Here is a 23,562-nt window from a genome sequence, read left to right on the forward strand (position 1 = left end):
CCTCGCCCGTCCGGCTCTGTCTCCCAGCGCGCCGGCCAGCCGTCAGGCGATCGCCGGGAGCCGGTCCAGATACTTGTCCAGCGTCAACGGGTAATCCCGGATACGGACCCCGGTGGCGTTGTAGACCGCGTTGGCGACCGCCGCCCCGACTCCGCAAAGTCCGAGCTCCCCGATCCCCTTGGCCTTCATCGGCGAGGACTTGTCATCCACCTCATCGAGGAAGATGACGTCCTGGTGCGGGATGTCGGCGTGGACCGGCACCTCGTAGCCGGCCAGGTCGTGGTTGACGAAGAAGCCGTGCCGCGTATCGACCGCAAGCTCCTCCATCAGGGCTCCGCCGACGCCCATCGTCATGGCGCCGATGACCTGGCTGCGCGCTGTCTTCGGGTTCAGGATGCGTCCGGCTGCGCAGACGGCCAGCATACGCCGAATCCGGGTCTCGCCCGTGAAGCTGTCGACCGCGACCTCCACGAAATGGCCTGCGAAAGTCGATTGCTGGAACTTTTCGCCCAGGTTCCCGAATTCGATGAAGTCCTCGGCGACCAGCGGTCCGTTCGACGCCAGCGACGCCAGGGTGACATTGCGTCGTCCCGCGCGGACCCGCCCGCCGGTGAAGCTGGCGTCGGCGGGGTAGCCGAGCGTCTGGACGATCTGTTCGCGCAGTTTCATGCAGGCGGCATAGACGCCGGCGGTCGAACTGTTGGCCCCCCATTGTCCGCCCGAGCCCGCGGCGGCCGGGAAGTCAGAGTCGCCCAGCTTGACCACGACCCGCTCGACGGGAATCCCGAGGGTTTCGGCCGCCGTCTGGGCGATGATCGTATAGGTCCCCGTGCCGATGTCGGTCATGTCGGTCTCGACGGTCACGACGCCCTGGCCGTCAAGACGAACACGCGCGCCTGACTTCATGACGATATTGTTGCGGAAGCCCGCCGCCATGCCCAGACCGATCAGCCAGCGGCCATCGCGAACGCTGGCCGGCGTCGGATTGCGACGCGACCAGCCGAACCGCTCGGCGCCGGTCCGCAGACAGGCGACGAACTGTCGGGTCGAGAAGGGCCGCTCCGGCTTTTCGGGGTCGACCTGGGTGTCGTTGAGCACCCGGAACTCGACCGGGTCCATATTCAGCTTCTCGGCCATCTCGTCCATGGCGATCTCGAGCGCCATCAGGCCGGGCGCCTCGCCCGGCGCCCGCATGGCGTTGCCCTCGGGCAGATCGAGGACCGCCAGCTTCTGGGATGTCATGCGGTTGGCGCCGGCATAGAGCAGTTTCGTCTGCTGGGTGGCGACTTCAGTGGAACCGCCCTCCAAATCGCCGTTCCAGCTTTCATGGCCGATCGCGGTGATACGGCCATCGCGCGCGGCGCCGATGCGGATGCGCTGGATGGTCGCCGGGCGGTGGGTGGTGTTGTTGATCACCAGCGGACGCTGCAGCGCCACCTTGACGGGCCGGCCGCTGGCCTTGGACGCCAGGGCCGCCATGACGGCGTCGGACCGGATGAACAGCTTGCCGCCGAAACCGCCGCCGATATAGGGCGAGTCCAGCCGCACGTTCTCGGGCGGGATGCCGAAGGTCCGGGCGATGTCGCCCTTGCTCCAGGCGATCATCTGGTTGGACGTCCACAGGGTGAGCTTGTCGCCTTCCCACGACGCCAGGGTGGCGTGCGGCTCCATCATGGCGTGGCTTTGATCCGGCGTCGAATAGGTCTCGTCCAGCGTCACCGGCGCGGACGCGAAAGCGCCCGCGAAATCGCCGGTCGAAGACTGTTCAGGTCCGCCCTTGGGGTCGCCTGCGCCGGCCTTGGCCTCCGCCAGATCGAAGGCGCCCTTGGCCTTCACATAGTCGACCTCCACCAACTGGGCGGCGGACCGCGCCTGTTCGAAGGTCTCAGCCACGACGACGGCGACGGCCTGGTGATAATGCTGGATCTCGGGCCCGCCCAGCAGTTTGGCGGTGTTGAAATTGCCCTTGCCGACGGTCCCCGCATTCTCTGCGGTGACCACGGCCAGGACCCCCGGCGCCGAACGGGCGCGATCGGTGCGCAGCCGCCGGATCCGTCCCTTGGCGATCGTCGAACCCAAGATATAGCCATAGGCTGGTCGCGCCTGAACGTCGTGACGCTCATAGGCGTAGAGGGCCTGCCCCGTGGTCTTGAGGGGGCCGTCGATCCGGTCGATCGGCTTGCCCACGACCTTCAACTGGTCGATTGCGTTCTGGCCCGCCGGCTGGTCGAACTTCATAGCCCTATCCTCTCGCGTCGCTGATGACGGCGGCGAGCGTCCGCTCCGCCAGGGTCACCTTGAAGGCGTTCTCATGCGTCGGCCGGGCGCCGGCCAGGGCGATCGCCGCCACCGCCTTGGCCCCTTGGGGCAGGGCCGCCTCGGCCGCCTCGACCCGCCAGGGCTTGTGGGCCAGGCCGCCGAACGCGACCCGACCGGTCCCGTCCCGCTGAAGGACGGCGGCCACCGAGACCACCGCGAAGGCGTAGGAGGCCCGGTCGCGGACCTTGCGGTAGACGTGGGTCCCGCCGATCGGGCGCGGCAGGGTCACCGCCGTGATCAGATCCCCGGGCGGCAAAACGGTGTCGATGTGCGGCCGATCCTCCGGAAGGCGGTGGAACTCGGCCATCGGGATGGCCCGCGTTTCGCCGGCCGCATTCACCGTCTCCACCTGAGCGTCCAGAACCCGCATGGCGACGGCCATGTCGCTGGGGTGGGTGGCGATACAGTGGTCGCTGACGCCGATCACCGCCAGCTGGCGGCTGAAGCCGCCGATCGCCGCGCAACCCGAACCGGGCTCGCGCTTGTTGCAGGCCTGGGCGGTGTCGTAAAAATAGGGACAGCGCGTCCGCTGCAGCAGGTTGCCGCCGGTCGTCGCCTTGTTCCTCAACTGCCCGGACGCCCCGGCTAGGAGGGCGCGGCTGAGGACGCCGTAGTCGCGCCGGACGCGGGCGTCGCCCGCGAGATCAGAGTTGGAGACGAGGGCGCCGATGCGAAGCCCTCCCTCCGGCGTCTCTTCGATCCTGTCCAGCCCGAGCGGGCCGACATCGATGAGGTGTGCAGGCGTCTCGATCTGAAGCTTCATCAGGTCCAGAAGATTGGTGCCGCCGGCGATGAATTTGGCGCCGGGCCTGGCCCGCGCCGCCAAGGCGGCGGCCGCTGGCGTCGTTGCGCGCTCGTAGGAGAAGGGCCTCATGCGCGGGCTCCTGCGACTTCGGCCATGGCCTCGGCGATGTTGGAATAGGCCCCGCAGCGGCAGATGTTGCCGCTCATCCGTTCGCGCATTTCCTCGTTGGTCGCTCGGGGACGGTCGGTCAGGCTGGCGGAAACATGACTGGGCAGACCCTGACGGATTTCATCGAGCACCGCGACCGCCGAACAGATCTGACCCGGCGTGCAGTAACCGCACTGATAACCGTCATGCTTGATGAAGGCGGCCTGCATCGGATGCAGGTCGTCCGGCGTGCCGAGCCCCTCGATCGTCGTCACCTTGGCCCCTTCGTGCATCACCGCCAGGCTGAGACAGGAATTGATGCGCTGGCCATCGACGATGACGGTGCAGGCGCCGCACTGGCCGTGATCGCAGCCCTTCTTGGTTCCCGTCAGATTCAGATGCTCGCGCAACGCATCCAACAGGGTCGTACGGGTGTCGAGCTCCAGCGTCCGGTCGGCGCCGTTGATCTCGAAACTCACGGCCATCTGCGTCGGCGCCGTATCCGGCGGAGGCGTCTGAGCCTCGGCGGGCGACACCGTCGCCAGCGCGGCGCTCGCGCCGCCCACCATCAGCACGCCTCTACGAGAGAGTTCAAGTTCGCCGGCCATCGGGGCCTCCGTGGTTGCCTGTCGCCGGCAGGGTCTGATCTAACCTGCAGCAAATGATCCATTACAGTAGGGCAATACGAACCGAACGGATACGTTCCGGCGATGAGCCAGACTACACGGCGCGATGACTTGTGCTCAACTCCGCCAGACCGATATATCCTGACAACTACAACGTACATTGCTTTGATTCTACCGCGAACAGTTATCAATAGCGACGAGATCCGCCCCGTCCCAGCCGCTTTCCAACGAGACATTGGCCTGTGATCCGAACGACACGAGGTGCTAGAGGTCGTCCATGCAACTGCGCCGCTCCGACTTCGCCGATCTGACTTACTTTCTGGAAATCGCCCGCCAGCGCAGCTTCCGACGGGCCGGCGTCGCGCTCGGAGTCGGCGCCTCGGCGCTGAGCCATTCGATGCGGGGGCTGGAAGAGCGGCTAGGGGTTCGGCTGCTGAATCGCTCGAACCGCAGCGTGACCCTGACGGCCGCCGGAGAGGCGCTTCAGTCCGCTATCGGTGAACCCTATGACGCGATCGGCCGGGCCGTGGACGTCCTGAATCTCTACCGAGAGGCCCCGATGGGCCGCGTTCGCCTCAGCGTGCCCAGCGACGCCGCCGAATATCTGATAGCGCCCGTGATTGGGACCTTTCTTGAGCGCTACCCCGACGTCGAGATCGAGATCTCCGTCAACAACCGCATGATCGACGTCGTCGAAGCCGGCTTCGACGCGGGCATCCGCTATGGCGGCACAGTGCCTGAGGACATGGTCGCGCAACGGCTGTCCGCTGATATCCGCTGGATGATCGTGGCGGCTCCCGCCTATCTGGAACGACGCGGTGCGCCGTCCGTCCCGCAAGACTTGGAGGACCACGATTGCATCCGCATTCGGATCGGCGACGACCGTATTTATCGCTGGGAGTTCGAGCGGGGCGAAGAGCGGATCGAAATCGAAGCGCCGGGCGCCCTGCTGATTGATAACGGCCTGATTGGCCTAGCGGCCGCCAGGCAGGGCGCGGGCCTGATCTATGTCGCCGAACCGATGGTCCGGGCCGACCTCGCATCCGGCACGCTGGCGACCGTTCTGGACGACTGGAGCCCGACCAGTCCTGGCTATCAAATCTACTATTCAAGCCGGCGTCAGATGCCCAATGCCTTGCGCCTTTTCATCGATCTGGTCCGGGAAATGCGTCCGCTCGGGCTCTGATCCTCGCTACGCGTTTGCATCGACCACCCCGCCCGCGACTCTGACGACATCCTCGGCGATCAGGTCGAGATCGCGTGGATCGTGCGAGACCAGGATCATGGGCAGACGGACCTCGTCACGGAGGCGAAGCAGATAGGGCGCGAGCCTTTCCCGGCGCTTGACGTCCAGGCCTGTGAAGGGTTCGTCCAGCAGGAGCAGCCTCGGCCGGGCGGCCAGGGCGCGGGCGAGCGCGACGCGACGCGCCTCCCCGCCCGACAGACCTGCAGGCCGACGGCGCTCGTAGCCGCGCAGATCCATCAGATCCAGCGCCTGGGCCACGGTCATCTCGTCTCCGCCATAGGGTCGGGAGAAGGCGATGTTCTGCTCGACCGTCATGTGCGGAAACAGGCGGATGTCCTGGAAGACATAGCCGACCGCCCGTCGATGCACAGGCGTGCGCTTCATCCCGTCGTCGAGCACCAGCGCATCGTCGATCCGAATCCGCGCCGTGCTTTCGGCAAGGAGGCCGGCGAGCCCGTGCAGGAAGGTGGTCTTGCCACAGCCGGACGGTCCGACGACCGCCACCGCCTGGGACGGGCTCTCGAAGCCGATATCGAAGCGGAAGTCGCCGCGACGGCCGTGGGCGTGACAGGCCAGGCTCATGCGCCGCGCGTCCGCTGGAGCCGCCGGTTGCAGATTTCCGAGCCGACGACGGCGAGGACCGAGACCAGGACGGCGATGACGGCCAGGCGCATCGCCGCCTGATCGCCTTCAGCGCGCTGCAAAGCCGAATAGATGGCGACCGGCAGGGTCTGGGTCTCTCCCGGAATGGCGCCGGCGAAGGTCACGGTGGCGCCGAATTCGCCGAACGCCCGGGCGAAGCCCAGCAGAGCCGCGGCGACGAGGCCCGGCGCCGCCAGCGGCAGGGTGATGCGGACGAACACGGCCAGGCGGGACGCGCCCAGCATCGAGGCGGCGTCTTCCAGCCCCCGGTCCACCCCCTCGATCGCGAGCCGAAGCGGACGAACCACCAGCGGCAGGGCCATCAGGGTCGCGGCCAGCGCCGCCCCGGTCCAGTGAAAGGCCAAGGTGACGCCAAAGAGATCATGAAGGGCCCGGCCGACCGGCCCGCGAACCCCGAACAGGCTGAGCAGGATCAGACCCGTCACCACGGGAGGGAGGACCAAGGGCAGGTTGACCGCCGCCTCAAGGATCCAGCGTCCCGGGAAGCGGCCCCGCGCGAGCAGCATCGCCAAAGCCAGACCGAGCGGAAGGCCGACGGCCAAGGCGGCGGTCGCCACCTTGATCGACAGGCCGAGCGCCTGGAGCTCGAAGTCGGACAGGGGTTCAAACATTCAGATCGCGGGCTCGAAGCCGTGGCGTCGAAACACCGCCGCAGCGGCGGGCGTGCCGAGATAGTCGAGGAAGGCCTGCGCCTCGCGCCCTCCGCCGACGATTTTGGCCGCCGGATAGACGATGGCGGGCTGCTCGGCCGCAGGCGGCTCCAGCACGATGCGCAGGTCCGTGCGGCCGACCACGTCGCTGCGATAGACGACGCCGAGCGCCGCCTCGCCGCGCGACACGAAGGCGCGGACGGCGCGCACATCCGTCCCGAAGACGAGGCGATCCTTGACGGCGTCCCAGCGCCCCGACGTCTGAAGCCACGTCCGGGCGTAGGCGCCGGCCGGCACGCTCTCGGGGTCGCCGATCGCCACACGGTCGTCCCCCGCGAGGGTCGAGAAGGGATCCGCCAAGCGAGCGGTCCCGGTCGGCGCGATCACAACCAGATCATTACGCACCAGGTCCACGCGCCGGTCGGTGAGGCGTCCCGCCGCGCCCAAACGATCCATCCACTCCGGATCCGCCAGGACGACGACATCGGCCGGGGCCCCCGCCTGGATCTGGCGCGCCACAGCCCCGCTGGCGCCGAACGAAAGACGCACCGCAGCGCCCTCGTTCCGCTCGTAGTCTGCAGCGATCTCGGTCAGGGCGTCGGTCAGGGAGGCGGCGGCGAAGACCGTCACGGTCCGGTCCTGCCGAGGCGAGGCCGGCGCGCAGGATGCAAGCGTGACGAGGATCAGGCCCGTCAGGGCGCGAGACAGAGATTTCCGGTTCATCAGAAAAATGTGGACGCCCTTCCGGAAAGACCCGTTATAGTCGCTCGAACATGACGGTCATCTATCAATCTGACAAGGCGACGCCGATCGGCTTGCGCGTCCCGGCGCCGCTGGTCGATCCGTTCGGCCGCACGATCAACTACGTCCGGATCTCGGTGACCGACCGCTGCGACCTGCGCTGTCTCTACTGCATGGCCGAGAACCCGGTCTTCCTGCCCAAGGCCGATCTCCTGAGTCTGGAGGAACTCGAGCGGATGTGCGGCGCCTTCATCGACCTCGGCTGCCGTCGGATCCGGCTGACCGGCGGCGAGCCCCTCGTCCGCAAGGGGATGATGGATCTGGTGGCCGCCCTCTCCCGCCGTCTCAGGGCCGGCGATCTCGAGGAGATCACCCTGACCACCAACGGCACCCAGCTCGCGCGGCATGCCGAGACGCTCGCCGGTCACGGGGTGCGCCGCATCAACGTCTCCCTGGACACTCTGGACCCGGACAAGTTCCGGCGCATCACCCGCGGCGGCGATCTGGCGGCGGTGATGGCCGGACTGGAGGCGGCGCGGGCGGCGGGCCTCAGACTCAAGATCAACACCGTCGCCCTGAAGGGCGACAACGCCGACGAACTTCCCGACCTGATCCGCTGGGCGCATGGGCTGGACATGGACATCACCCTGATCGAGACCATGCCGCTCGGCGAGATCGGCGCGGACCGGACGGACCAGTACCTCTCGCTCGCCATGGTCCGGGAGCAGCTGAGCCGGATCTGGACCCTGACGCCGTCGACACGGCGCACCAGCGGCCCCGCCCGCTATATGAAAGTGGAGGAGACCGGCGGCACGCTGGGCTTCATCACCCCGCTCAGCCATGTGTTCTGCGAGGCCTGCAACCGGGTGCGGGTGACCTGCACCGGCCAGCTCTTCCTCTGCCTGGGCCAGGACGACCAGGCGGATCTGCGTCAGGTGCTGCGCGATAGTCCCGGGGAAGACGCGCCGTTGCGCGAGGCGATACGCAGGGCCATCGCGTTCAAGCCCAAGGGGCACGATTTCAGAATAGACCGCCCGGGCGCCGCGCCGGCGGTGATGCGCACCATGTCGACGACGGGAGGATGAGATGGCGGTCGTGAAACTGTTCGGGACCATCGGCGACATCGCCGGATGGTCCGAGGCGAAGCTCGAGGGCGCCACCCTGGGCGAGATCAAGGCTGCGGCGGCCGGCGGCGACGCGCGCCTCGCCGACCATCTCGATCATCGCAGCACCCTGGTGATCCTCAACGCCACCCTCACCCCTTTCAGCCTGCGCAGCGACGACCTCCCGATCCGACCCGAAGACGAGGTGGCGTTCGGCTCTCCCGTCGGCGGCGGCTGAGCATGATCCGCATCACCCGGGACCCGCTCGACGCGGCCGCACTGTTGCGGGACTTTTGCCGTGATCGGCTGGACACCGGGGCGGTGGTCTCCTTCACCGGCCTGACCCGCGGCCGCTCCGGCGACCGGACCATCGACACCCTGACCCTGGAAGCCTATCCGGGCTTCACCGAACGGGTGATGGAGGCGATCGAAGCCGACGCCCGCGCGCGGTTCGAAATCCAGGACGCCCTCGCCGTGCACCGCTGGGGCCCGATCGGAGTCGGCGAGCCGGTGATCTTCGTCGCCGTCGCCGCCGCGCACAGACGCCCGGCCTTCGAGGCCGCCGACTTCTTGATGGACCATTTCAAGACCCGGGCGCCGTTCTGGAAACGGGAGGACGGTCCTGAGGGCCGCCGCTGGATCGAGCCCCGCGACCAGGACCACAACGATCTGGCCCGCTGGGCCGAGGAGACCCCATGACCGAGACACGCGCCGACCTTGAGCTGCCCGCCCCTGGCGGGCGGCTCGTCGATCTGCCCTTCACTCCTGTGCGCATCGCCGTCCTCACCATCTCCGACACCCGGGACGAGGAAAGCGACACCTCGGGCAAGATCCTGGCGGACCGGATTGCCGAGGCCGGCCATCTCCCGGTCTTGCGCGACATCGTTCCCGACGACATCGGGGCCATTCGCGCCCGGGTCCGGTGCTGGATCGGCGACGGCTCGGTGGATGCGATCATCACCACAGGAGGGACGGGCCTGACGGGCCGGGACGTCACGCCTGAGGCCCTCGAGCCCCTGTTCGACAAGCGGATCGACGGCTTCTCGGTGATCTTCCACCAGGTCAGCTATCAGACGATCGGCCTTTCAACCCTGCAATCCCGAGCGACGGCCGGCCTGATTGACGGCGTCTTCGTCTTCTGTCTCCCGGGCTCCAACGGAGCGGTCCGCGACGGCTGGGACAAGGTCATCCGCTGGCAGCTCGACAGCCGTCACAAGCCCTGCAACATGGTCGAACTCATGCCTCGGCTGCTGGAGCGATGATGTCGGGTCCGAACACGCCCGTTGGTGCAGACCTCACCCACATCGACGCCGAGGGCCGCGCCCGCATGGTCGACGTCTCGGACAAGGCGACCACGACGCGCGAGGCGACGGCGCGTGGCCGGATCGCCATGCGGCCCGAGACCCTGGTTCTGGCCCTGTCGGGCGGCGGCAAAAAGGGCGACGTTCGCGCCGTGGCCGAAATCGCCGGCGTCATGGCGGCCAAGCGGACCTCTGACCTCATCCCCATGTGCCACCCTCTGATGCTGATCTCCGTCAAGGTCGCCGTCCGGCCGAGCAAGGACGGATCGGGTCTAGAGGCGACGGCGACGGCCCGGACCCAGGGTCAGACCGGGGTCGAAATGGAAGCGCTGACGGCGGTGTCCGTCGCACTCCTGACCCTCTACGATATGCTCAAAGCCGTCGATCGCGAGATGGTCGTCGCAGACATCGCCCTGCTGGCCAAGTCGGGCGGCGCCTCGGGCGACTGGAGCCGACCGTGAGCCTGCCCTCGGTCGAGACCGCCCGCGCGACCATGCTGTCGGCCATCGTCCCGCTGGCGGCGCAAGCCGTTTCCCTGACGGAGGCCGACGGCTGCTGGCTGGCGGAACCGGTCACGGCCGGCCGCGACCAGCCCCCCTACGACGCCTCCGCCATGGACGGCTGGGCCGTTCGCGGCGCGGACGTCCGGCCCGGCGCGCGCCTCAAGATCATCGGCGAGAGCGCAGCCGGCCACAACGCCGGCGTGAGCCTTCAGCCCGGCCAGGCCGCCCGCATCTTCACCGGCGCCGCCCTGCCCGCCGGCGGCGACCGGGTGGTGATCCAGGAAGAGGCCGCCCGCGACGGTGAGACGGTTGTCCTGGCCGCCGCACCGGACGCCCCGGCCTGGGTGCGGCCTCAAGGCTGCGACTTCCGCGCCGGCGCCGTCCTGCTTGAGGCTGGAACCCGGCTCAATCCGTGGCGCCTGGCGCTGGCCGCTTCGGCGGGCCGCGCGACGGTGACCTGCCGTCGTCGACCCGTGGTCGCCCTCCTGTCGACTGGCGACGAACTCGTCGCTCCCGGAACGCCCGCCGGGCCCCACCAGATCTACGACGCCTGCGCCCCGGCCCTGGCGGCCTTCGTGCGTCGCTGCGGCGGCACGGTCGTCCATCTCGGCCCGGCCAGAGACGACGACGCCTCCATTCTCGCCGCCATCGACGCCGGAGCCTTCGATCTTCTGGTGACGGTCGGCGGCGCCTCCGTCGGCGACCATGATCGCGTCAAGCCGGCGGTCCGGTCGGTCGGTGGTTCTCTCTCGGTCGAGGGCGTCGCCGTGCGCCCCGGCAAGCCTGTCTGGTTCGCGCTTCTGGCCGACGGACGGCCCCTGCTCGGTCTACCCGGCAATCCCGCCTCGGCCCTGGTCTGCGCGGAGTTGTTCCTTTGGCCTCTGATCGCAGCCCTTCAGGGCGGCTCGACGAATCTCGCTCCGGACCGGGCACGCCTTCATGGTCCGCTCGCGCCGAACGGGCCGCGCGAACACTATATGCGCGCTATAATCGAGCCCGACGCCGACGGGGTGCGCCGCGTGCGACCCATGACCGACCAGGATTCCTCTCTCGTCACGGTTATGGCGGCGGCCAATGGATTGTTGCGGCGTTTGCCCGGCGCAGACGGGCTGGCGGACGGCGCTGAAGTGGAGGTTTTGGTTCCCATCCGCTGACGCTTCACGAGAAGGTTCTTACCCTCCAAAGCCTCTCCGGGGCGGCCTTCCTTCTCGACCTGGGCCGTCAATCAACGCGTCGCCCTCATCGATCGCACACTTAAGGCCTATACGGCGCAGACGGATGAGATCGCCGCCCTGATCGCGCCGGGATCGGCATTCCGATGCCGCGCCCGCCGAGGCGACCGGCCCCGCCGCTTATATCAAGGCGGCCCGTGACCTGATCGCCAGTTACGCCTTGGAGAGCCGGATCGGAGATACGATCATCCGCCGCGAGCCGATCGGCGTTTGCGTGCTGATCTCTCCTCCAAATTCGCCTGTCCAGATGCCGATGATCAAGGCCATCTACGGGATCGCGACTAGGCACTGGATCAGCGCCCCCCCCCCCAAAGCAAGACGTGATCCGGCACGGCGCCAGCATCAATCCTGACGCCGCACCGTTTAAGTCTGCCCCCATACGCATGGCGAGGCGGGCGAAGCCTTTGGACATGACAGATCATCATGAACGTCGGCTGCCCGCTGGATCGGGTCCAGGCGAGCAGGCAGCACCGGGCTTCTCTTCGTTGGACAGATTAGCGCTAGATCGCGTGGCGCTCTCTAAATGCCGTGCTACGGGCTTAGCGACCCAGACCGCAAAACACCGCCCAATCATTCATCAGGCCAACCCGCCGAGCAAACAGGTCGCCTCGACGATAGGCGGCTTCGACCTTGCTTCCCACAGCGTGAGCGAGCGCCATCTCCGCCAGTTCATTCGCATGTTCTGTGCGCTCGGCCGCCCAATCGCGGAATGTGGATCGGAAGCCGTGCGGAACCGCATCCACCTTCATGTCCCGCAGCACCTTGGTCAGGGTCATCTCCGACAATGTCCCGCCGCTTGCAGCGGGAAAGACGAGATCATCGGGCTTGCCGGGAACGCCGAGGAGCGCGAGCGCGGCGCTGGAAAGGGCGGCGCGATGCACCCTTCCCCCTTTCATGCGCTCTGCGGGTACAGTCCAGGTTCCGCGCGCAACATCCATCTCGCCCCAGGCGGCGCCTCTGGTCTCGCCGGAGCGGCCTGCGGTGAGGATTCCGAACAGAAGCGCCCGAGCGCCGACGCCCCAGACCTCGCCCAGACGGGCGATGAAGCCGGGCATGTCGTCGATCGGCAGTGCACGGTGATGTCTGACCCTCGAGACCTTGGAGGGATCGGCCAGCAGCTTATCGAGATGCCCCTTCCACCGGGCGGGGTTCGGTCCGGACCGGAGCTCGCGCGTCGCGGCCCAGTCCAGAACCGCCTCCAACCGCCCCCGCACGCGTCTGGCGGTCTCGGTTTTCGTGGTCCAGATCGGCGTGAGGATGTCCATGACATGAGACAGACCGACCGCGTCGACGCCGAGATCCCCGACGACAGGATAGACATAGGCGGCCAGGGTCGACGACCACTGAGCCCGATGCTTGGCGTTCTTCCAGCCCGCCTCGTGCGTGGCGACATAGGCTTCGCCCGCCTGCCGGAATGTCCATCCGGATTGAGTGGACGTCACGGTCAACCTGGCCTTCGCCGCCCGCGCCCTGTCGATCGGGTCTATGCCCGCGCGGATGAGGTCTCGGGCTCCACGCGCCGCCTCTCGTGCGCCGGACAGGGTAACGCTCGGATAGCCGCCCAGGCCCATCTCCCGACGCCGACCGCCGATGTCCGCCCTCAGAATCCAGGTCCGACCCCTTGTGGGGAGAACCTGCAGATATAAACCCGCCACCCCGCCGACCGCGTGGTAGCCGGCAGTGGCTATACGGCTGACGGCGAGAGCGCCGAGTTCGGCGGCTTGGCGTGGCATCTGACGTCGACCTGCGACATTTCTGCAATAACGATTTTTGTCCGCCAATCTTAGACGCTAGTCCGCGCTTCGCCACAGAAATTTCCTGGCTAGCTGGGAACTAGGCGTTGGATCAGGCCTCTTTCACACCCGCCTACACACCCGCCATAGGATTTGCGATTGGGTGGGGTGCCGTGAAACGCCCTGAAACGCTAAATAACGGAAAACAATAAGCTTACTACCCGCCTGAAAAGCGCTGAACAGTCCTGAAACACTCAGATTCGGACACCGCTTCCGCCGGCGCCGCGATCATGCGAGGCTGCGCCTCATGAAAAGCTTCATACTCGCCGCCCTCGCCCTGACCCTCGTCGCCGCGACGGGGGCCTGCACCGACAGCAAACGCGCCCGCAACGCCGCCACCTGGGGCGACACCCCGGCCGACATCACCTGCTGGAGCTATGGGACGGAGACGTTCAAGGGACGCTCCACCGGCAAGGTCGAATACAACGATGGTGGCCGGATCGCCTTCGTCGATGCGGCCAACAACCGCTACACCACCCTCGATGGCGAATGCCGCGTGGTCTATCATCAGCCGCCCAAATAGGACGAAGCCTCAGGCGGGATCACTCCGACCCCGATGGGTCTGGCCGCGCCGACGCGCCAACTCGATCTGTCTCTGGCGCTCGGCGTAGCGCAGCCGCTGTGCGTCGTCCCGAGTTTCGCGGCAGCGTTCGCAGCAGACGCCTTCTATGAAGTGAGGCGAGGCGCGCCCCGCCGCGTCCACCGGCATTCGACAGCCGCGGCAGAGGGTGTGGTCGCCCTGCGCCAGACCATGGCCCACCGAGACCCGCTCGTCGAAGACGAAACAGTCGCCCCGCCATAGGCTGTCAACCGGCTCGACCTCCTCAAGGTAACGCAGGATGCCCCCTTCCAGGTGATGGACGTGCTCGACACCTTCGGCCTTCAGGAAGGCGGTCGATTTCTCGCAGCGGATGCCGCCGGTGCAATACATGGCCACCCGCTGTGGCTTCATCTGGTCCAGCAGGGCGCGGCCCTCTGTGCGGAACCAGTCGGGGAAGTCGCGGAAGCTTCGGGTGTTCGGCTGCACCGCCCCCTCGAAGGTCCCGATCTCGCCCTCGTAGTCGTTGCGGGTGTCGATCACCAGGGTGGTCGGATCGGCGATCAGGGCGTTCCAGTCCGCAGGCGCGACATAGACCCCGGCCTCTCGCGCCGGATCCAGATCCGGCTGGCCCATCGTGACGATTTCGCGCTTGATCCGGACCTTCATCCGCAGAAAAGGCATGTCGCCGGTCCAGGCGTATTTGACGTCCAGATTAGCGAAGCCTGAAATGGATCGAATCTCGGCCAGAACCGCCTCAATGCCGGCTTCCGGCCCCGCGATCGTGCCGTTCAGCCCTTCAGTGGCGACCAGCAGCGTGCCCTTGACCCCGCCAGCGTCACAAGCCGTCTGCAATCGCGCGCGCACTGCCTCGACATCGGCGATGGCTGAGAATCGATAAAGGGCCGCGACACGGATCTGGCCGATGTTTGAGGATTCTGATTCGGTCATGGCGTGGCTTTCAGCAGCGCCGTCGCGAGGGTGGCGCGCCCTGCAGGACTCGAACCTGCAACCGTCCGCTTAGAAGGCGGGTGCTCTATCCGGTTGAGCTAAGGGCGCTCGGCAGCGGACCGGGCGTCAGTGCGTCCAGGGCTGTTTGCGATTGGGGGCGAAGTTATCGGCGTAGGCCTTCAGGATCGTCGGAGCTTCGTTCGGCTCATGCAGGCGGAACGGAATGCCGTGGCGTTCGGCGTAGGCGACGGCCTCTTCCTTCGAATCAAAGGCGAGGCGCACCTGACCGTTCATATCCGACGAGCTTGTCCAGCCCATAAGCGGGTCGATCGTACGGGCCGAGGCCGGCTCAAACTCAAGGCGCCAGTCGCGGCTCTTGGCCTTGCCGGACTGCATAGCGGTCTTGGCCGGGCGGTAGATGCGGGCGAGCATGGCGAAATCCCTAGTGATCGGCAGGTCCTATGGACCTGCCATAACGCGCGCTGGATACGGAATCCAGCGGCCGTTCCTTGGTCGGGGCGAGAGGATTCGAACCTCCGACCCTCTGGTCCCAAACCAGATGCGCTACCAGGCTGCGCTACACCCCGGACCGAACGGAGCGCTCTATTGGCACTTCGCGACGCAATCCGCAATCAAGGCTTGAAATAAGGATGCAAAACCTTGTCGCCGGGCTTGGCGCCGATCTCGTCGGCACGGCCCGCGCGTAGTTCCAGCACGCCGTTGGCGGGTCCGTTCGAGGGAATGGGCGCCTCGGAAAAGGGGGTGGCGTGGGACGCGATCGAGACGATTCGCCCCGTCGGGTCGATATAGAGGATGTCCAGCGAACTGGGCGTGTTGCGCATCCAAAAGCTCTGCTCGCGCGGCGCTTCGCCCGGCCATTGGAACAACATGCCCCGGTCAGCCTCCAGCGGCGGCCGGAACATCAGCCCGCGCTGGCGCTCGGGTTCCTCGTCAGCGATCTCGACCCAGAACGTATGCTCGCCAGAGGCCGTAACAACGGCGAGTCTTTGAAGGGCCTCGCCATTTGGCCCTTCCGGAGCCTTGGCTGCGCAACCGGCCAGCGCCAAGGCCGCCAGGCCGGTCAACAGGAAACGTCTCGTCGCGTCGAACATACGCCGTCCTTAGGGCGAATCGGTCAGCCGCCCGGTCTGATTTCGGCGACCACTAGGCCTTTGGGACCACTGGCGAACCGCACCTGAACAACATCGCCAGGCACCAGATCGTCAAGGCCGCAGCGACGAAGGGTTTCGATATGGACGAAGATATCGCCAGGTTCACGGTCGCGCACGACGAATCCGTAGCCCTTCGTCCGGTTGAACCATTTGACGACAGCCGATTCCAGCGCTCCATCCACGTCAGGACAGGGCGCTTGGGGCGTCGCGGCAATTATTGGACGGCGTGCGATCATGGTCGCTTCACCAGCCCCAAGTTCGTGAATCTCGACCGCCTGCCAACCCTTGGCTCGCTTGACGCAAGCGCAGGTTATCGGCGCGCCTTCGTCAGCCGTATCACGGCCGGTATCACGCAGACTGCTAATGTGCAGCAGAACGTCACGAAGCTCAGTCAGCGTCGGATCGTCCGGAACGATGAAGCCATAGCCCTTCGCCGGATCAAACCATTTTACGCGACCGACGACACGAACGGTCTCCGCCGTTTCCATCCCATCGAAATCAGACAAGTTTACACCCCCGTCCGCTCCTCTAACGGACAACAGATTACGTTTAACACTGTTCCGTGAATCTTTGGAAAGGCCAAAATCCGCAAAAGGGCTTAGAAAGTTGCGCCCCTCAGCAGAAACGTTGCAGTTGTGCCGCTCTAACGTCACCACCAGCGCCCACCGGGCGACGCAACATAAGAATGAATATCAGAGGCGGTGCAGGCGGCCTTACGGCTCGGCCTGTTATCATCCCGCGTGGCAGTCCCTAGGGGAGTCGAACCCCTCTTTTCAGGTTGAAAACCTGACGTCCTAACCGATAGACGAAGGGACCGCTGCGCGGGAGAGCCGGCGATATAGCCGCGCCCTCGGACGGGTGCAAGCGTGGATTTCGAGTTTTTTGCGGTCGGCCAATCCGTCGTAGCGTCGATCAAACCCTGCGGGGATCTGCGACATCCTCGATCTCAAACTGCACGCCGCGACGGCCGTTCCAGTCGTCCGCCTTCAGACGACCTACGACGTTCAAGCCGCCCTGCCCGCTCAACAGGGCTTGCCCGGTCGGCAGATCGGCGCAGCGCCAGGCGATGGCGCGCACAGATGCGCCGTCTGGTCCGACCAGACGGCAGCGAACATGGCCGCCGTTCATCTGCACCGGCTCGCGGGCCTGCACGCCATTAAGAGCGAAGACCGGCTCCGGATTGGCCGGCCCGAAAGGCGCCAGTTGTTCGAACGACTCAAACAAGGCGCGGGTCGCTGCGCCCGGGTCAATAAGAGCATCAACGTCCAACGCGTCCATCGCCACCGCCTCGACCCTTTCGGCTGCCAGTCTCGCGTTCAGGAATTCGGTCAGCTCAGCCAGTCGCAGGCCGTCCATCGTCAAACCTGCCGCCATGGCGTGGCCTCCGCCGGCCAACACAATGCCCGCCTCCCACGCCGCCTGGATGGCGCGGCCCAGATTCATGCCCGCTTGCGATCGCCCGGATCCCTTGCCCAGGCCGGTCACCGGATCGATGCCGACGACGATCACCGGCTTGCGCCAACGCTCGCGCAGACGACCAGCCACGATGCCGACCACGCCTGGATGCCAATCTTCGCCCGCTACGACGACCAGCGCGGAATCGTCAGCGTGGGCGCCGGTCGCCTCGGCGCGACGGACGGCCGCCTCCGTGACGGTGCGCTCCACCTCGCGACGCGACAGGTTCAGAGCGTCCAGTTCGAGGGCCAGGGCCTGAGCCTCGACCGGGTCGTCGGTAGACAGCAGGCGTGCGCCCAAGTCAGACCGACCGATCCGTCCCCCTGCGTTTATGCGCGGTCCCAAGATAAACCCGGCGTGATTGCTCTTGGCCGGCCCCTCTTCTGCGCCGGCCGCAGCCAGGAGGGCGCGCAGTCCAGGGTTTTTCCAATCGCTCATGACCTTCAACCCCAACCCCGTCAGGGCGCGGTTGAACCCCGTCAGGGCCGTCACGTCACAGATCGCGCCAAGGGCCGCCAAGTCCAGCCACTGCCGAATATCAGGCTCGGGCCGCTCGGCGAACAGGTTGCGCCGCCGCGCTTCACGGTTCAGCGCCGCAAGCAGTACGAAGACCACGCCCGCCGCCGCCAGATTCCCCTGCCCTGAGTTGCAGCCGGGTCGGTTTGGATTGACGACCGCCAGCGCCCTGGGCGGCTCACTGCGCATCAGATGGTGGTCGATGACAACGACCTTCAGGTCGATGGCCGCCGCGTGAGCCAGCGCCTCATTCGCCGCAGCGCCGCAATCGACCGTGACAACCAGATCGGCGCCCGCCGCCTTCAAACTGTCGAAGGCCTTCGCGCTGGGACCATAGCCCTCCGTTATTCGGTCGGGGACATAGATGGAAAGATCCGCCCCCATGGTTCGGAACCAACGCACAAGAAGAGCCGCGCTGGCGGCCCCATCCACATCATAGTCCGCAAAGACATGGACTCGGGCCCTAGCCTGAAAGGCGTCGAGGATAGCGCCCGCCGCAGCGTCCATATCCAGGAAGCTGGAAGGGTCCGGAAATAGAGCGCGCAGGGTGGGCGTCAGGAAATCAGCGCCCTGGTCGGCACGAACGCCACGCGAAGCCAAGGCCCGCGCCAGCGGTTCGTCCAGTCCCAGCCCTTGCATATGAGCGCGTATGGTCGCGACCTCGGCCGGTCGCTGACGCCAGACGCGGCCGGACAGCGACTGTGTCACCCCCAGGAATGCACTTTCGATCTTGAAGCCGCCATCGTCCGCCATCGGCGTATCATCCGGGGATTCTCGATCCCCGGCGACAATCTCATTCAACCGGACGCCGATCGACCGGAGGCGGGGCCTTGGCGCGGTCGCGCAGGCTCTGAGCGAAGGCGTCGATCTCGACTTGAGTGCGGGCAGAATCAGGCGATACCGGAACAGCCTCCACCTGGGCGCGGGTCTCTGCAGCCAAGGTTTCTGCGTCCTTCAGCGTCCAGTCGATCCGTGAGACCTCGCCTCCCAAGGCTCCCCCTTGGCTCTCCAGCATCCTCACACTGGAAGCGATTTGGGTCGCTTCAGGTAGGTCGGCCGGGGCGGCGGGGAAATTCTCCCAGCTGGGGTAATGACGATTGACGTCCACCAGGGCCTGGACACGCGGCGCGATGGGCGATGTCGGGTCGGTTTTCGGAGCGAACGACGGCGCACAGGCTCCAAGCAACGCCGTCAGCGTCGCCAGACCAAGCCCCGAAGCTCTCAGCTTCGTCCTTTTTCGAAAGTGCGCGTTCATGTCGGGGTCGGTCTTATGCCATCATCGCTCCGTGCGGAAGGGCGAGGCGTCGAACCGGCCCTTCGCTCTAAGGAATGCGAAGGAAATTTATGGCCCAAGCTCCAAAGAAAAAGGGTCCGAAGGCCGAGGCCTCCGGTGAGTCGCCCCCTACAGCCAAGTCCCAGAAGGTCAGACCCTTGCCCGGCGGCAGGCTAGAGGCGACGGCGTCGCTCGATGCTTCCGCAGTCAAAGCTCCGCGCAAACCCGGCCGCCCGACATCCGCAAAACCACGCCCACCCCGTGCGAAGACGGCGCCCAACGCGCAGGCGTCCTCAACCGAATCGCCTCCTATCCAAACCGAGAATGCGGTTCCGGAAAGAGCCGCCGAACCCACCGCCGCCTTCCTTGGAACTGAACAAGCCCAGTTGCTCGAAACCTTGTCCATGAACCTGGCCAAGGCCGCCATGATGGCCCAGGGCGCGCTCGCCGAAGCCGCCCTGGCGCAGGCGGACCGCCCCGCCGCCCTGTCGCCCGATCCGTTCAACGTGGCCCCCGCCATGACCTCGGTGATGAGCAGCCTGGCCGCGCGCCCGGAAAAGCTCTTCCAAGCCCAAGCCGACCTGTTCAGCCGCTATATTGATCTTTGGACCGGCACGGCGCGTCAGGCAGCCGGCGAACCGATGCCGCCCGCCCCCGCCGACAAGCGGTTCAAGGACCCCGCCTGGTCGGACAATCCGATATTCGACATGATGCGACGGTCCTATCTGCTGACATCGGACTGGATGAACGGCCTGATCGCCGGGGTCGAGGACATCGACCCGGCGGTCAAACGCCGGGCCCAGTTCTTCACCCGCCTGCTGACCGACGCCTTCTCCCCCTCGAACTTTCTGGCCTCCAACCCGGTGGCCCTGAAGGCCCTGGCGGAGACCAGCGGCGAATCCCTGGTGAAGGGAATGCAGAACTTCGCAGCCGATCTGGAACGCGGCCAAGGTTCGCTCAGGATCAGTCAGGCGGACTATGGCAAATTCGTCGTCGGCGAAAACGTCGCCACCGCGCCGGGCCAGGTGGTGTGGCGCGACGACCTGTTCGAGCTGATCCAATACGCGCCCGCGACGGATGCCCAGCATCAGATCCCGCTGCTGATCTTCCCGCCCTGGATCAACAAATTCTACATTCTGGACCTCCAGCCGGCCAATTCGTTGATCCGCTGGCTGTCCGCCCAGGGCTTCACTGTCTTTGTCTGTTCCTGGGTCAATCCGGATCTGGACAAGGCCGGGTTGGGCTTCGACGACTATCTGGAAAAGGGGATCTATCGCGCCGTTGAAAAGACGCTGGAACAGTCCGGCGCATCGCAGTTGAACGCCGTCGGCTACTGCATCGGCGGCACCCTCCTGGGTGCGGCCCTGGCCCATATGGCGGCCAAGGGCGACACCCGCGTCGCAGCCGCCACCTTCTTCGCCGCCCAGCACGACTTCGCCGAGGCCGGCGACCTGCTGCTGTTCACCGACGAACACTGGATCGCCGAGATCGAACGCCAGATGGACGCCGCCGGCGGGGTCCTGCCCGGCGCCGCCATGGCCGAGACCTTCAACGCCCTACGGTCTAACGACCTGATCTGGTCCTTCTTCATCAGCAACTATCTGCTGGGCAAGGACCCGCCCGCCTTTGATCTGCTGTTCTGGAACGCCGACCAGACGCGGATGCCCAAGACCCTGCACTTGGCCTATCTGCGCCAGATGTACGGCGCCAACGCCCTGGCGCGTGGCGTGTTCGAGATCGGCGGCCTGACAGCAGATCTGTCGAAGGTGACGATCCCCCTCTATTTCCAGGCCAGCCGCGAGGATCACATAGCGCCGATGAATTCGGTCTATCGCTCGGCGAAACTGTTCGGCAGCCGGGACGTCACCTTTACCCTGGCGGGATCGGGTCATATCGCAGGTGTCGTAAACGCCCCGGCGGCGCGGAAATACCAGCACTGGACCAATCCCGCCCTGCCCCCCACCCTAGCCGAATGGCAGACCGGCGCCGCCGAGCATCCGGGCAGTTGGTGGGAGCACTGGGCCGACTGGCTGCACGCACGCTCGGGCGCCAGGATTCCGGCGCGCGACCCTGCTAAGGGTCCGCTTTCGCCCCTGACGCCGGCCCCGGGTCTCTATGTGAAAGTGAAGTCTTGAACCGTATCGAACCCAATATCCTGCTGGCCGTCAGCACGGGCGTCGCCCTGGTGCTTCTGGTCATGACGGCGGCGCTCTTTGGCGAGCCGGGCAATACGCCGAAATACGTGATCAGCGCCGTCGTCTGTTCGGTCCTGTTCGTCGCTCTGAACGGCTGGATGGCGCGCGTGATGAAGCGCCCGGCGCCGCGGGCGATGATCCACGCCGACTCGCCTTCGACCGCCGTCTGGGCCGGTCTGTTTCCCCTGCTGGTCATCGCCGCAGCGGTCGCCCCGGTCTTCCTGCCCGGCCATGACTACGGCCTGCTGATCATCGTCGCGGCGGTCTGGTTCGGCGTGACGGTCGATTCCGCCATCCGCGCCAACCGGCGCTAGGCCGACACGAACTTCAGGGCGACGCCGTTGTTGCAGTAGCGCAGACCCGTCGGCCTGGGCCCGTCGTTGAACACATGCCCCTGATGGCCGAGGCAGCGTGCGCAATGGTATTCAGTGCGGGGAATGCCGATGGCGAAATCGCGTTTGCGGCCGATGTTGTCCGCCATGACTTGATAGAAGCTGGGCCAACCGGTGTGGGAATCGAACTTCCAGCCGGAACGGAACAGCGGCAGGTCGCATCCCTTGCAGACGAAGACGCCGCGTCGGTGTTCGTCGTTCAGTGGACTGGTGTACGGACGCTCCGTCCCTTCGCGGCGCATGACGGTCCAGGCCGCATCGCCCAACCGCCGCCGCCACTCCGAGTCTGAGATCCGACGATAGGGAGATGCGGCGTACTGCCCCTCCCCGGCCTCCACGGGTTCTGGGGAACAGGCGGACAAGGCGAACGCGCCGGCGCCCGTCAGAAGGCCCCGGCGGTTGAGGATCAGGGACTGGGTCATGACTCCCAGTACGACGGCGGACGCGAAAAGGTTTCTCGCCCGTCACGCCATCAGATCAGACCGACACCGTCATCCAGTCCCAGCATGATGTTGAGGTTCTGCACAGCCGCGCCGGACGCGCCTTTGCCCAGATTGTCCAGCAGCGCGACCAGACGCACCTGCTCGCCGGACCGATCCCCAAAGACATGCAGACGCAGGCGGTTGGTGCCGTTCAGCCCCTCGGGCTCCAGCCCGGCCATCGCCTCGGTCTCGTCCAGATCAACCACCTCGACGAACCTCTGGCCGTCATAGGCCTCGACCAGGGCGCCGTGGATACGCTCGACCGAAGGCGTCTCCGGCAATGCGGCAAGGTGCAGCGGAACCTCGACCAGCATGCCTTGGCGATAGTTTCCAACCGCCGGAGTGAACAGAACATCGCGGGTCAGACCCGCGTGTTTGGTCATCTCGGGTACATGCTTGTGCTTCAGCGACAGACCGTAGGCGCGATAAGCCGTTGCGGCCTCCGGCGCCTCGAACTCGGCGATCATGGCCTTGCCGCCGCCGGAATAGCCCGAGACCGCATTGACCGTGACCGGATGGCCGGCCGGCACCAGACCCGCCTTCACCAGCGGCCGCATCAGGCCGATGAAGCCGGTCGGATAGCAGCCGGGATTGGACACGAACTGCGACCGGGCGATCAGGTCGCGCTGACCTGCGTCCATCTCAGGAAACCCATAGGCCCAGCCGGGCGCGACCCGATAGGCGGTCGAGGCGTCGATCACCTTGACTGACGGGTTCTCGACCATGGCCACCGCCTCGCGCGCCGCATCATCGGGCAAGCACAGGATCACGGCGTCGGCGCTGTTCAGCGCCTCGCGCCGCGCCCCAACGTCACGCCTACGGTCGCCCAGCAGGATCAGCTCCAGATCGGAACGGGCCTCCAGCCGCTCGCGGATCTCAAGCCCCGTGGTGCCGGCTTCGCCGTCGATGAAAATGGTGTGGGTCATAGGCTACTCCTGACCCTTCCCCCATGCGGGAGAAGATAGACAAGAAAAAGGGCGCTCCGGGTCTCCCCGAAGCGCCCCAAATCCAAACCGCGTGAACGCGATTAGCGCTTCGAGAACTGGAAGCTGCGGCGAGCCTTGGCGCGGCCGTACTTCTTGCGCTCGACGACGCGGCTGTCGCGGGTCAGGAAGCCGTGCGGCTTCAGGACCTTGCGCAGTTCCGGTTCGAAATGCGTCAGGGCGTGCGACAGGCCGTGGCGGATAGCGCCGGCCTGGCCGGACAGGCCCGAACCTTCGACGGTGCAGATCACGTCATACTGGGTGGCGCGGTCCGAAACGGTCAGGGGCTGGGCGATCATCATGCGCAGCACGGGGCGAGCGAAATATTGCTCCTGGTCCTTGCCGTTGACGGTGATCTTGCCGGTGCCGGGCTTAACCCAGACGCGAGCGATGGCGTTCTTACGCTTGCCGGTCGAATAGGCGCGGCCCTGGGCGTCCAGCTTCTGGACGTAGACGGGGGCGTCGTTCTCGACCGAAGCGCTCAGGCCCTTCAGGGCGTCGAAGCCGGTGGCGGTTTCGTTGGTCACGTCGGTCAT

The 23,562-nt window shown here is 66.4% G+C and carries 27 protein-coding genes and 3 tRNA genes; 11 read left to right on the top strand and 19 right to left on the bottom strand.

Annotated features, from left to right (window positions below; all coding sequences use genetic code 11):
- Window positions 1–42: 42 nt before the first annotated feature.
- Genes paoC through paoA form a run of 3 tightly spaced genes read right to left on the bottom strand, consistent with a single transcriptional unit; the run spans window position 43 to window position 3,819 of the window.
- On the bottom strand, window positions 43–2,238 hold the full coding sequence (gene paoC, locus PKE72_RS15850; RefSeq protein WP_271166334.1) for an aldehyde oxidoreductase molybdenum-binding subunit PaoC: 2,196 nt from the start codon (window positions 2,236–2,238) through the stop codon (window positions 43–45).
- A gap of 4 nt (window positions 2,239–2,242) precedes the next feature.
- Complete coding sequence (locus PKE72_RS15855; RefSeq protein WP_271166335.1) at window positions 2,243–3,193, bottom strand: FAD binding domain-containing protein; 951 nt, start codon at window positions 3,191–3,193, stop codon at window positions 2,243–2,245.
- Window positions 3,190–3,819, bottom strand: a complete 630-nt coding sequence (gene paoA, locus PKE72_RS15860; RefSeq protein WP_271166336.1) for an aldehyde dehydrogenase iron-sulfur subunit PaoA — start codon at window positions 3,817–3,819, stop codon at window positions 3,190–3,192. Before paoA ends, PKE72_RS15855 begins: the two co-directional genes overlap by 4 nt.
- Before the next feature lie 295 nt (window positions 3,820–4,114).
- Between paoA and PKE72_RS15865 the strand changes: the two genes are divergently transcribed.
- Window positions 4,115–5,023 (top strand): LysR family transcriptional regulator, encoded by a 909-nt coding sequence (locus tag PKE72_RS15865; RefSeq protein ID WP_271166337.1) that lies wholly within the window; start codon window positions 4,115–4,117, stop codon window positions 5,021–5,023.
- 6 nt (window positions 5,024–5,029) lie between these two features.
- On the opposite strand, the gene PKE72_RS15870 is transcribed toward PKE72_RS15865, so the two are convergent.
- Genes PKE72_RS15870 through modA form a run of 3 tightly spaced genes read right to left on the bottom strand, consistent with a single transcriptional unit; the run spans window position 5,030 to window position 7,119 of the window.
- The gene (locus tag PKE72_RS15870) at window positions 5,030–5,665 is read right to left on the bottom strand and encodes an ATP-binding cassette domain-containing protein (protein WP_271166338.1); all 636 of its coding nucleotides are present in this window, start codon (window positions 5,663–5,665) and stop codon (window positions 5,030–5,032) included.
- The gene (gene modB, locus PKE72_RS15875) at window positions 5,662–6,357 is read right to left on the bottom strand and encodes a molybdate ABC transporter permease subunit (RefSeq protein WP_271166339.1); all 696 of its coding nucleotides are present in this window, start codon (window positions 6,355–6,357) and stop codon (window positions 5,662–5,664) included. Before modB ends, PKE72_RS15870 begins: the two co-directional genes overlap by 4 nt.
- Window positions 6,358–7,119 carry a molybdate ABC transporter substrate-binding protein gene (modA, locus tag PKE72_RS15880; RefSeq protein ID WP_271166340.1) on the bottom strand — a complete coding sequence of 254 codons (762 nt, stop codon included), beginning with the start codon at window positions 7,117–7,119 and terminating at the stop codon, window positions 6,358–6,360.
- Window positions 7,120–7,169: 50 nt separating this feature from the next.
- Here modA and moaA point away from each other — a divergent pair, with 50 nt between their 5' ends.
- The 7 genes from moaA (at window position 7,170) to PKE72_RS17540 (ending at window position 11,628) form a co-directional block, all read left to right on the top strand.
- A complete protein-coding gene (moaA, locus tag PKE72_RS15885; RefSeq protein ID WP_271166341.1) occupies window positions 7,170–8,222 on the top strand; it encodes a GTP 3',8-cyclase MoaA in 1,053 nt (350 codons plus the stop codon).
- A gap of 1 nt (window position 8,223) precedes the next feature.
- Window positions 8,224–8,478: a MoaD/ThiS family protein gene (locus tag PKE72_RS15890; RefSeq protein WP_271166342.1), complete on the top strand. Its 255-nt coding sequence runs from the start codon at window positions 8,224–8,226 to the stop codon at window positions 8,476–8,478.
- Between the two features lie 2 nt (window positions 8,479–8,480).
- Complete coding sequence (locus tag PKE72_RS15895) at window positions 8,481–8,939, top strand: molybdenum cofactor biosynthesis protein MoaE (RefSeq protein ID WP_271166343.1); 459 nt, start codon at window positions 8,481–8,483, stop codon at window positions 8,937–8,939.
- The gene (gene moaB / locus PKE72_RS15900; RefSeq protein ID WP_271166344.1) at window positions 8,936–9,502 is read left to right on the top strand and encodes a molybdenum cofactor biosynthesis protein B; all 567 of its coding nucleotides are present in this window, start codon (window positions 8,936–8,938) and stop codon (window positions 9,500–9,502) included. Before PKE72_RS15895 ends, moaB begins: the two co-directional genes overlap by 4 nt.
- Window positions 9,502–10,002, top strand: coding sequence for a cyclic pyranopterin monophosphate synthase MoaC (gene moaC / locus PKE72_RS15905; RefSeq protein ID WP_271166345.1), 501 nt, complete (start codon window positions 9,502–9,504; stop codon window positions 10,000–10,002). Before moaB ends, moaC begins: the two co-directional genes overlap by 1 nt.
- A complete protein-coding gene (locus PKE72_RS15910) occupies window positions 9,999–11,198 on the top strand; it encodes a molybdopterin molybdotransferase MoeA (protein ID WP_271166346.1) in 1,200 nt (399 codons plus the stop codon). Before moaC ends, PKE72_RS15910 begins: the two co-directional genes overlap by 4 nt.
- Before the next feature lie 238 nt (window positions 11,199–11,436).
- The gene (locus PKE72_RS17540; protein WP_373878108.1) at window positions 11,437–11,628 is read left to right on the top strand and encodes an aldehyde dehydrogenase family protein; all 192 of its coding nucleotides are present in this window, start codon (window positions 11,437–11,439) and stop codon (window positions 11,626–11,628) included.
- A gap of 187 nt (window positions 11,629–11,815) precedes the next feature.
- On the opposite strand, the gene PKE72_RS15915 is transcribed toward PKE72_RS17540, so the two are convergent.
- Complete coding sequence (locus PKE72_RS15915; RefSeq protein ID WP_271166347.1) at window positions 11,816–13,009, bottom strand: tyrosine-type recombinase/integrase; 1,194 nt, start codon at window positions 13,007–13,009, stop codon at window positions 11,816–11,818.
- A gap of 307 nt (window positions 13,010–13,316) precedes the next feature.
- Between PKE72_RS15915 and PKE72_RS15920 the strand changes: the two genes are divergently transcribed.
- Window positions 13,317–13,592, top strand: coding sequence for a hypothetical protein (locus tag PKE72_RS15920; protein WP_271166348.1), 276 nt, complete (start codon window positions 13,317–13,319; stop codon window positions 13,590–13,592).
- Between the two features lie 9 nt (window positions 13,593–13,601).
- Here the strand turns inward: PKE72_RS15920 and trhO are convergent, their stop codons facing one another.
- The 9 genes from trhO to PKE72_RS15965 form a co-directional block, all read right to left on the bottom strand.
- Window positions 13,602–14,534 (bottom strand): oxygen-dependent tRNA uridine(34) hydroxylase TrhO, encoded by a 933-nt coding sequence (trhO, locus tag PKE72_RS15925; protein WP_271166626.1) that lies wholly within the window; start codon window positions 14,532–14,534, stop codon window positions 13,602–13,604.
- A 55-nt stretch (window positions 14,535–14,589) separates the two neighbouring features.
- Window positions 14,590–14,666, bottom strand: a tRNA-Arg gene (locus PKE72_RS15930).
- A gap of 18 nt (window positions 14,667–14,684) precedes the next feature.
- On the bottom strand, window positions 14,685–14,990 hold the full coding sequence (locus PKE72_RS15935; RefSeq protein WP_271166349.1) for an ETC complex I subunit: 306 nt from the start codon (window positions 14,988–14,990) through the stop codon (window positions 14,685–14,687).
- 78 nt (window positions 14,991–15,068) lie between these two features.
- A tRNA-Pro gene (locus PKE72_RS15940) sits at window positions 15,069–15,145 on the bottom strand.
- A gap of 45 nt (window positions 15,146–15,190) precedes the next feature.
- Complete coding sequence (locus tag PKE72_RS15945; RefSeq protein WP_271166350.1) at window positions 15,191–15,670, bottom strand: DUF192 domain-containing protein; 480 nt, start codon at window positions 15,668–15,670, stop codon at window positions 15,191–15,193.
- Window positions 15,671–15,693: 23 nt separating this feature from the next.
- On the bottom strand, window positions 15,694–16,218 hold the full coding sequence (locus PKE72_RS15950) for a cold-shock protein (RefSeq protein WP_271166627.1): 525 nt from the start codon (window positions 16,216–16,218) through the stop codon (window positions 15,694–15,696).
- A 253-nt stretch (window positions 16,219–16,471) separates the two neighbouring features.
- Window positions 16,472–16,546: transfer RNA gene (locus PKE72_RS15955), tRNA-Glu, on the bottom strand.
- Between the two features lie 96 nt (window positions 16,547–16,642).
- The gene (gene recJ, locus PKE72_RS15960) at window positions 16,643–18,454 is read right to left on the bottom strand and encodes a single-stranded-DNA-specific exonuclease RecJ (protein ID WP_271166351.1); all 1,812 of its coding nucleotides are present in this window, start codon (window positions 18,452–18,454) and stop codon (window positions 16,643–16,645) included.
- A gap of 40 nt (window positions 18,455–18,494) precedes the next feature.
- Complete coding sequence (locus PKE72_RS15965; protein ID WP_271166352.1) at window positions 18,495–18,956, bottom strand: hypothetical protein; 462 nt, start codon at window positions 18,954–18,956, stop codon at window positions 18,495–18,497.
- 422 nt (window positions 18,957–19,378) lie between these two features.
- Here PKE72_RS15965 and phaC point away from each other — a divergent pair, with 422 nt between their 5' ends.
- Window positions 19,379–21,109: a class I poly(R)-hydroxyalkanoic acid synthase gene (gene phaC, locus PKE72_RS15970; RefSeq protein ID WP_271166353.1), complete on the top strand. Its 1,731-nt coding sequence runs from the start codon at window positions 19,379–19,381 to the stop codon at window positions 21,107–21,109.
- Window positions 21,106–21,483 (top strand): hypothetical protein, encoded by a 378-nt coding sequence (locus tag PKE72_RS15975; protein ID WP_271166354.1) that lies wholly within the window; start codon window positions 21,106–21,108, stop codon window positions 21,481–21,483. The genes phaC and PKE72_RS15975 overlap by 4 nt, the downstream gene beginning before the upstream one ends.
- Here the strand turns inward: PKE72_RS15975 and msrB are convergent.
- The 3 genes from msrB to rpsI all read right to left on the bottom strand — a co-directional run bounded on the left by msrB (window position 21,480) and on the right by rpsI (window position 23,562).
- The gene (msrB, locus tag PKE72_RS15980; RefSeq protein WP_271166355.1) at window positions 21,480–21,983 is read right to left on the bottom strand and encodes a peptide-methionine (R)-S-oxide reductase MsrB; all 504 of its coding nucleotides are present in this window, start codon (window positions 21,981–21,983) and stop codon (window positions 21,480–21,482) included. The genes PKE72_RS15975 and msrB overlap by 4 nt on opposite strands.
- Before the next feature lie 50 nt (window positions 21,984–22,033).
- A complete protein-coding gene (argC, locus tag PKE72_RS15985; protein ID WP_271166356.1) occupies window positions 22,034–22,969 on the bottom strand; it encodes an N-acetyl-gamma-glutamyl-phosphate reductase in 936 nt (311 codons plus the stop codon).
- A 101-nt stretch (window positions 22,970–23,070) separates the two neighbouring features.
- The gene (rpsI, locus tag PKE72_RS15990; protein ID WP_271166357.1) at window positions 23,071–23,562 is read right to left on the bottom strand and encodes a 30S ribosomal protein S9; all 492 of its coding nucleotides are present in this window, start codon (window positions 23,560–23,562) and stop codon (window positions 23,071–23,073) included.

The sequence above is a fragment of the Brevundimonas intermedia genome, assembly GCF_027922165.1.
Taxonomy (GTDB): Bacteria; Pseudomonadota; Alphaproteobacteria; order Caulobacterales; family Caulobacteraceae; genus Brevundimonas; species Brevundimonas intermedia.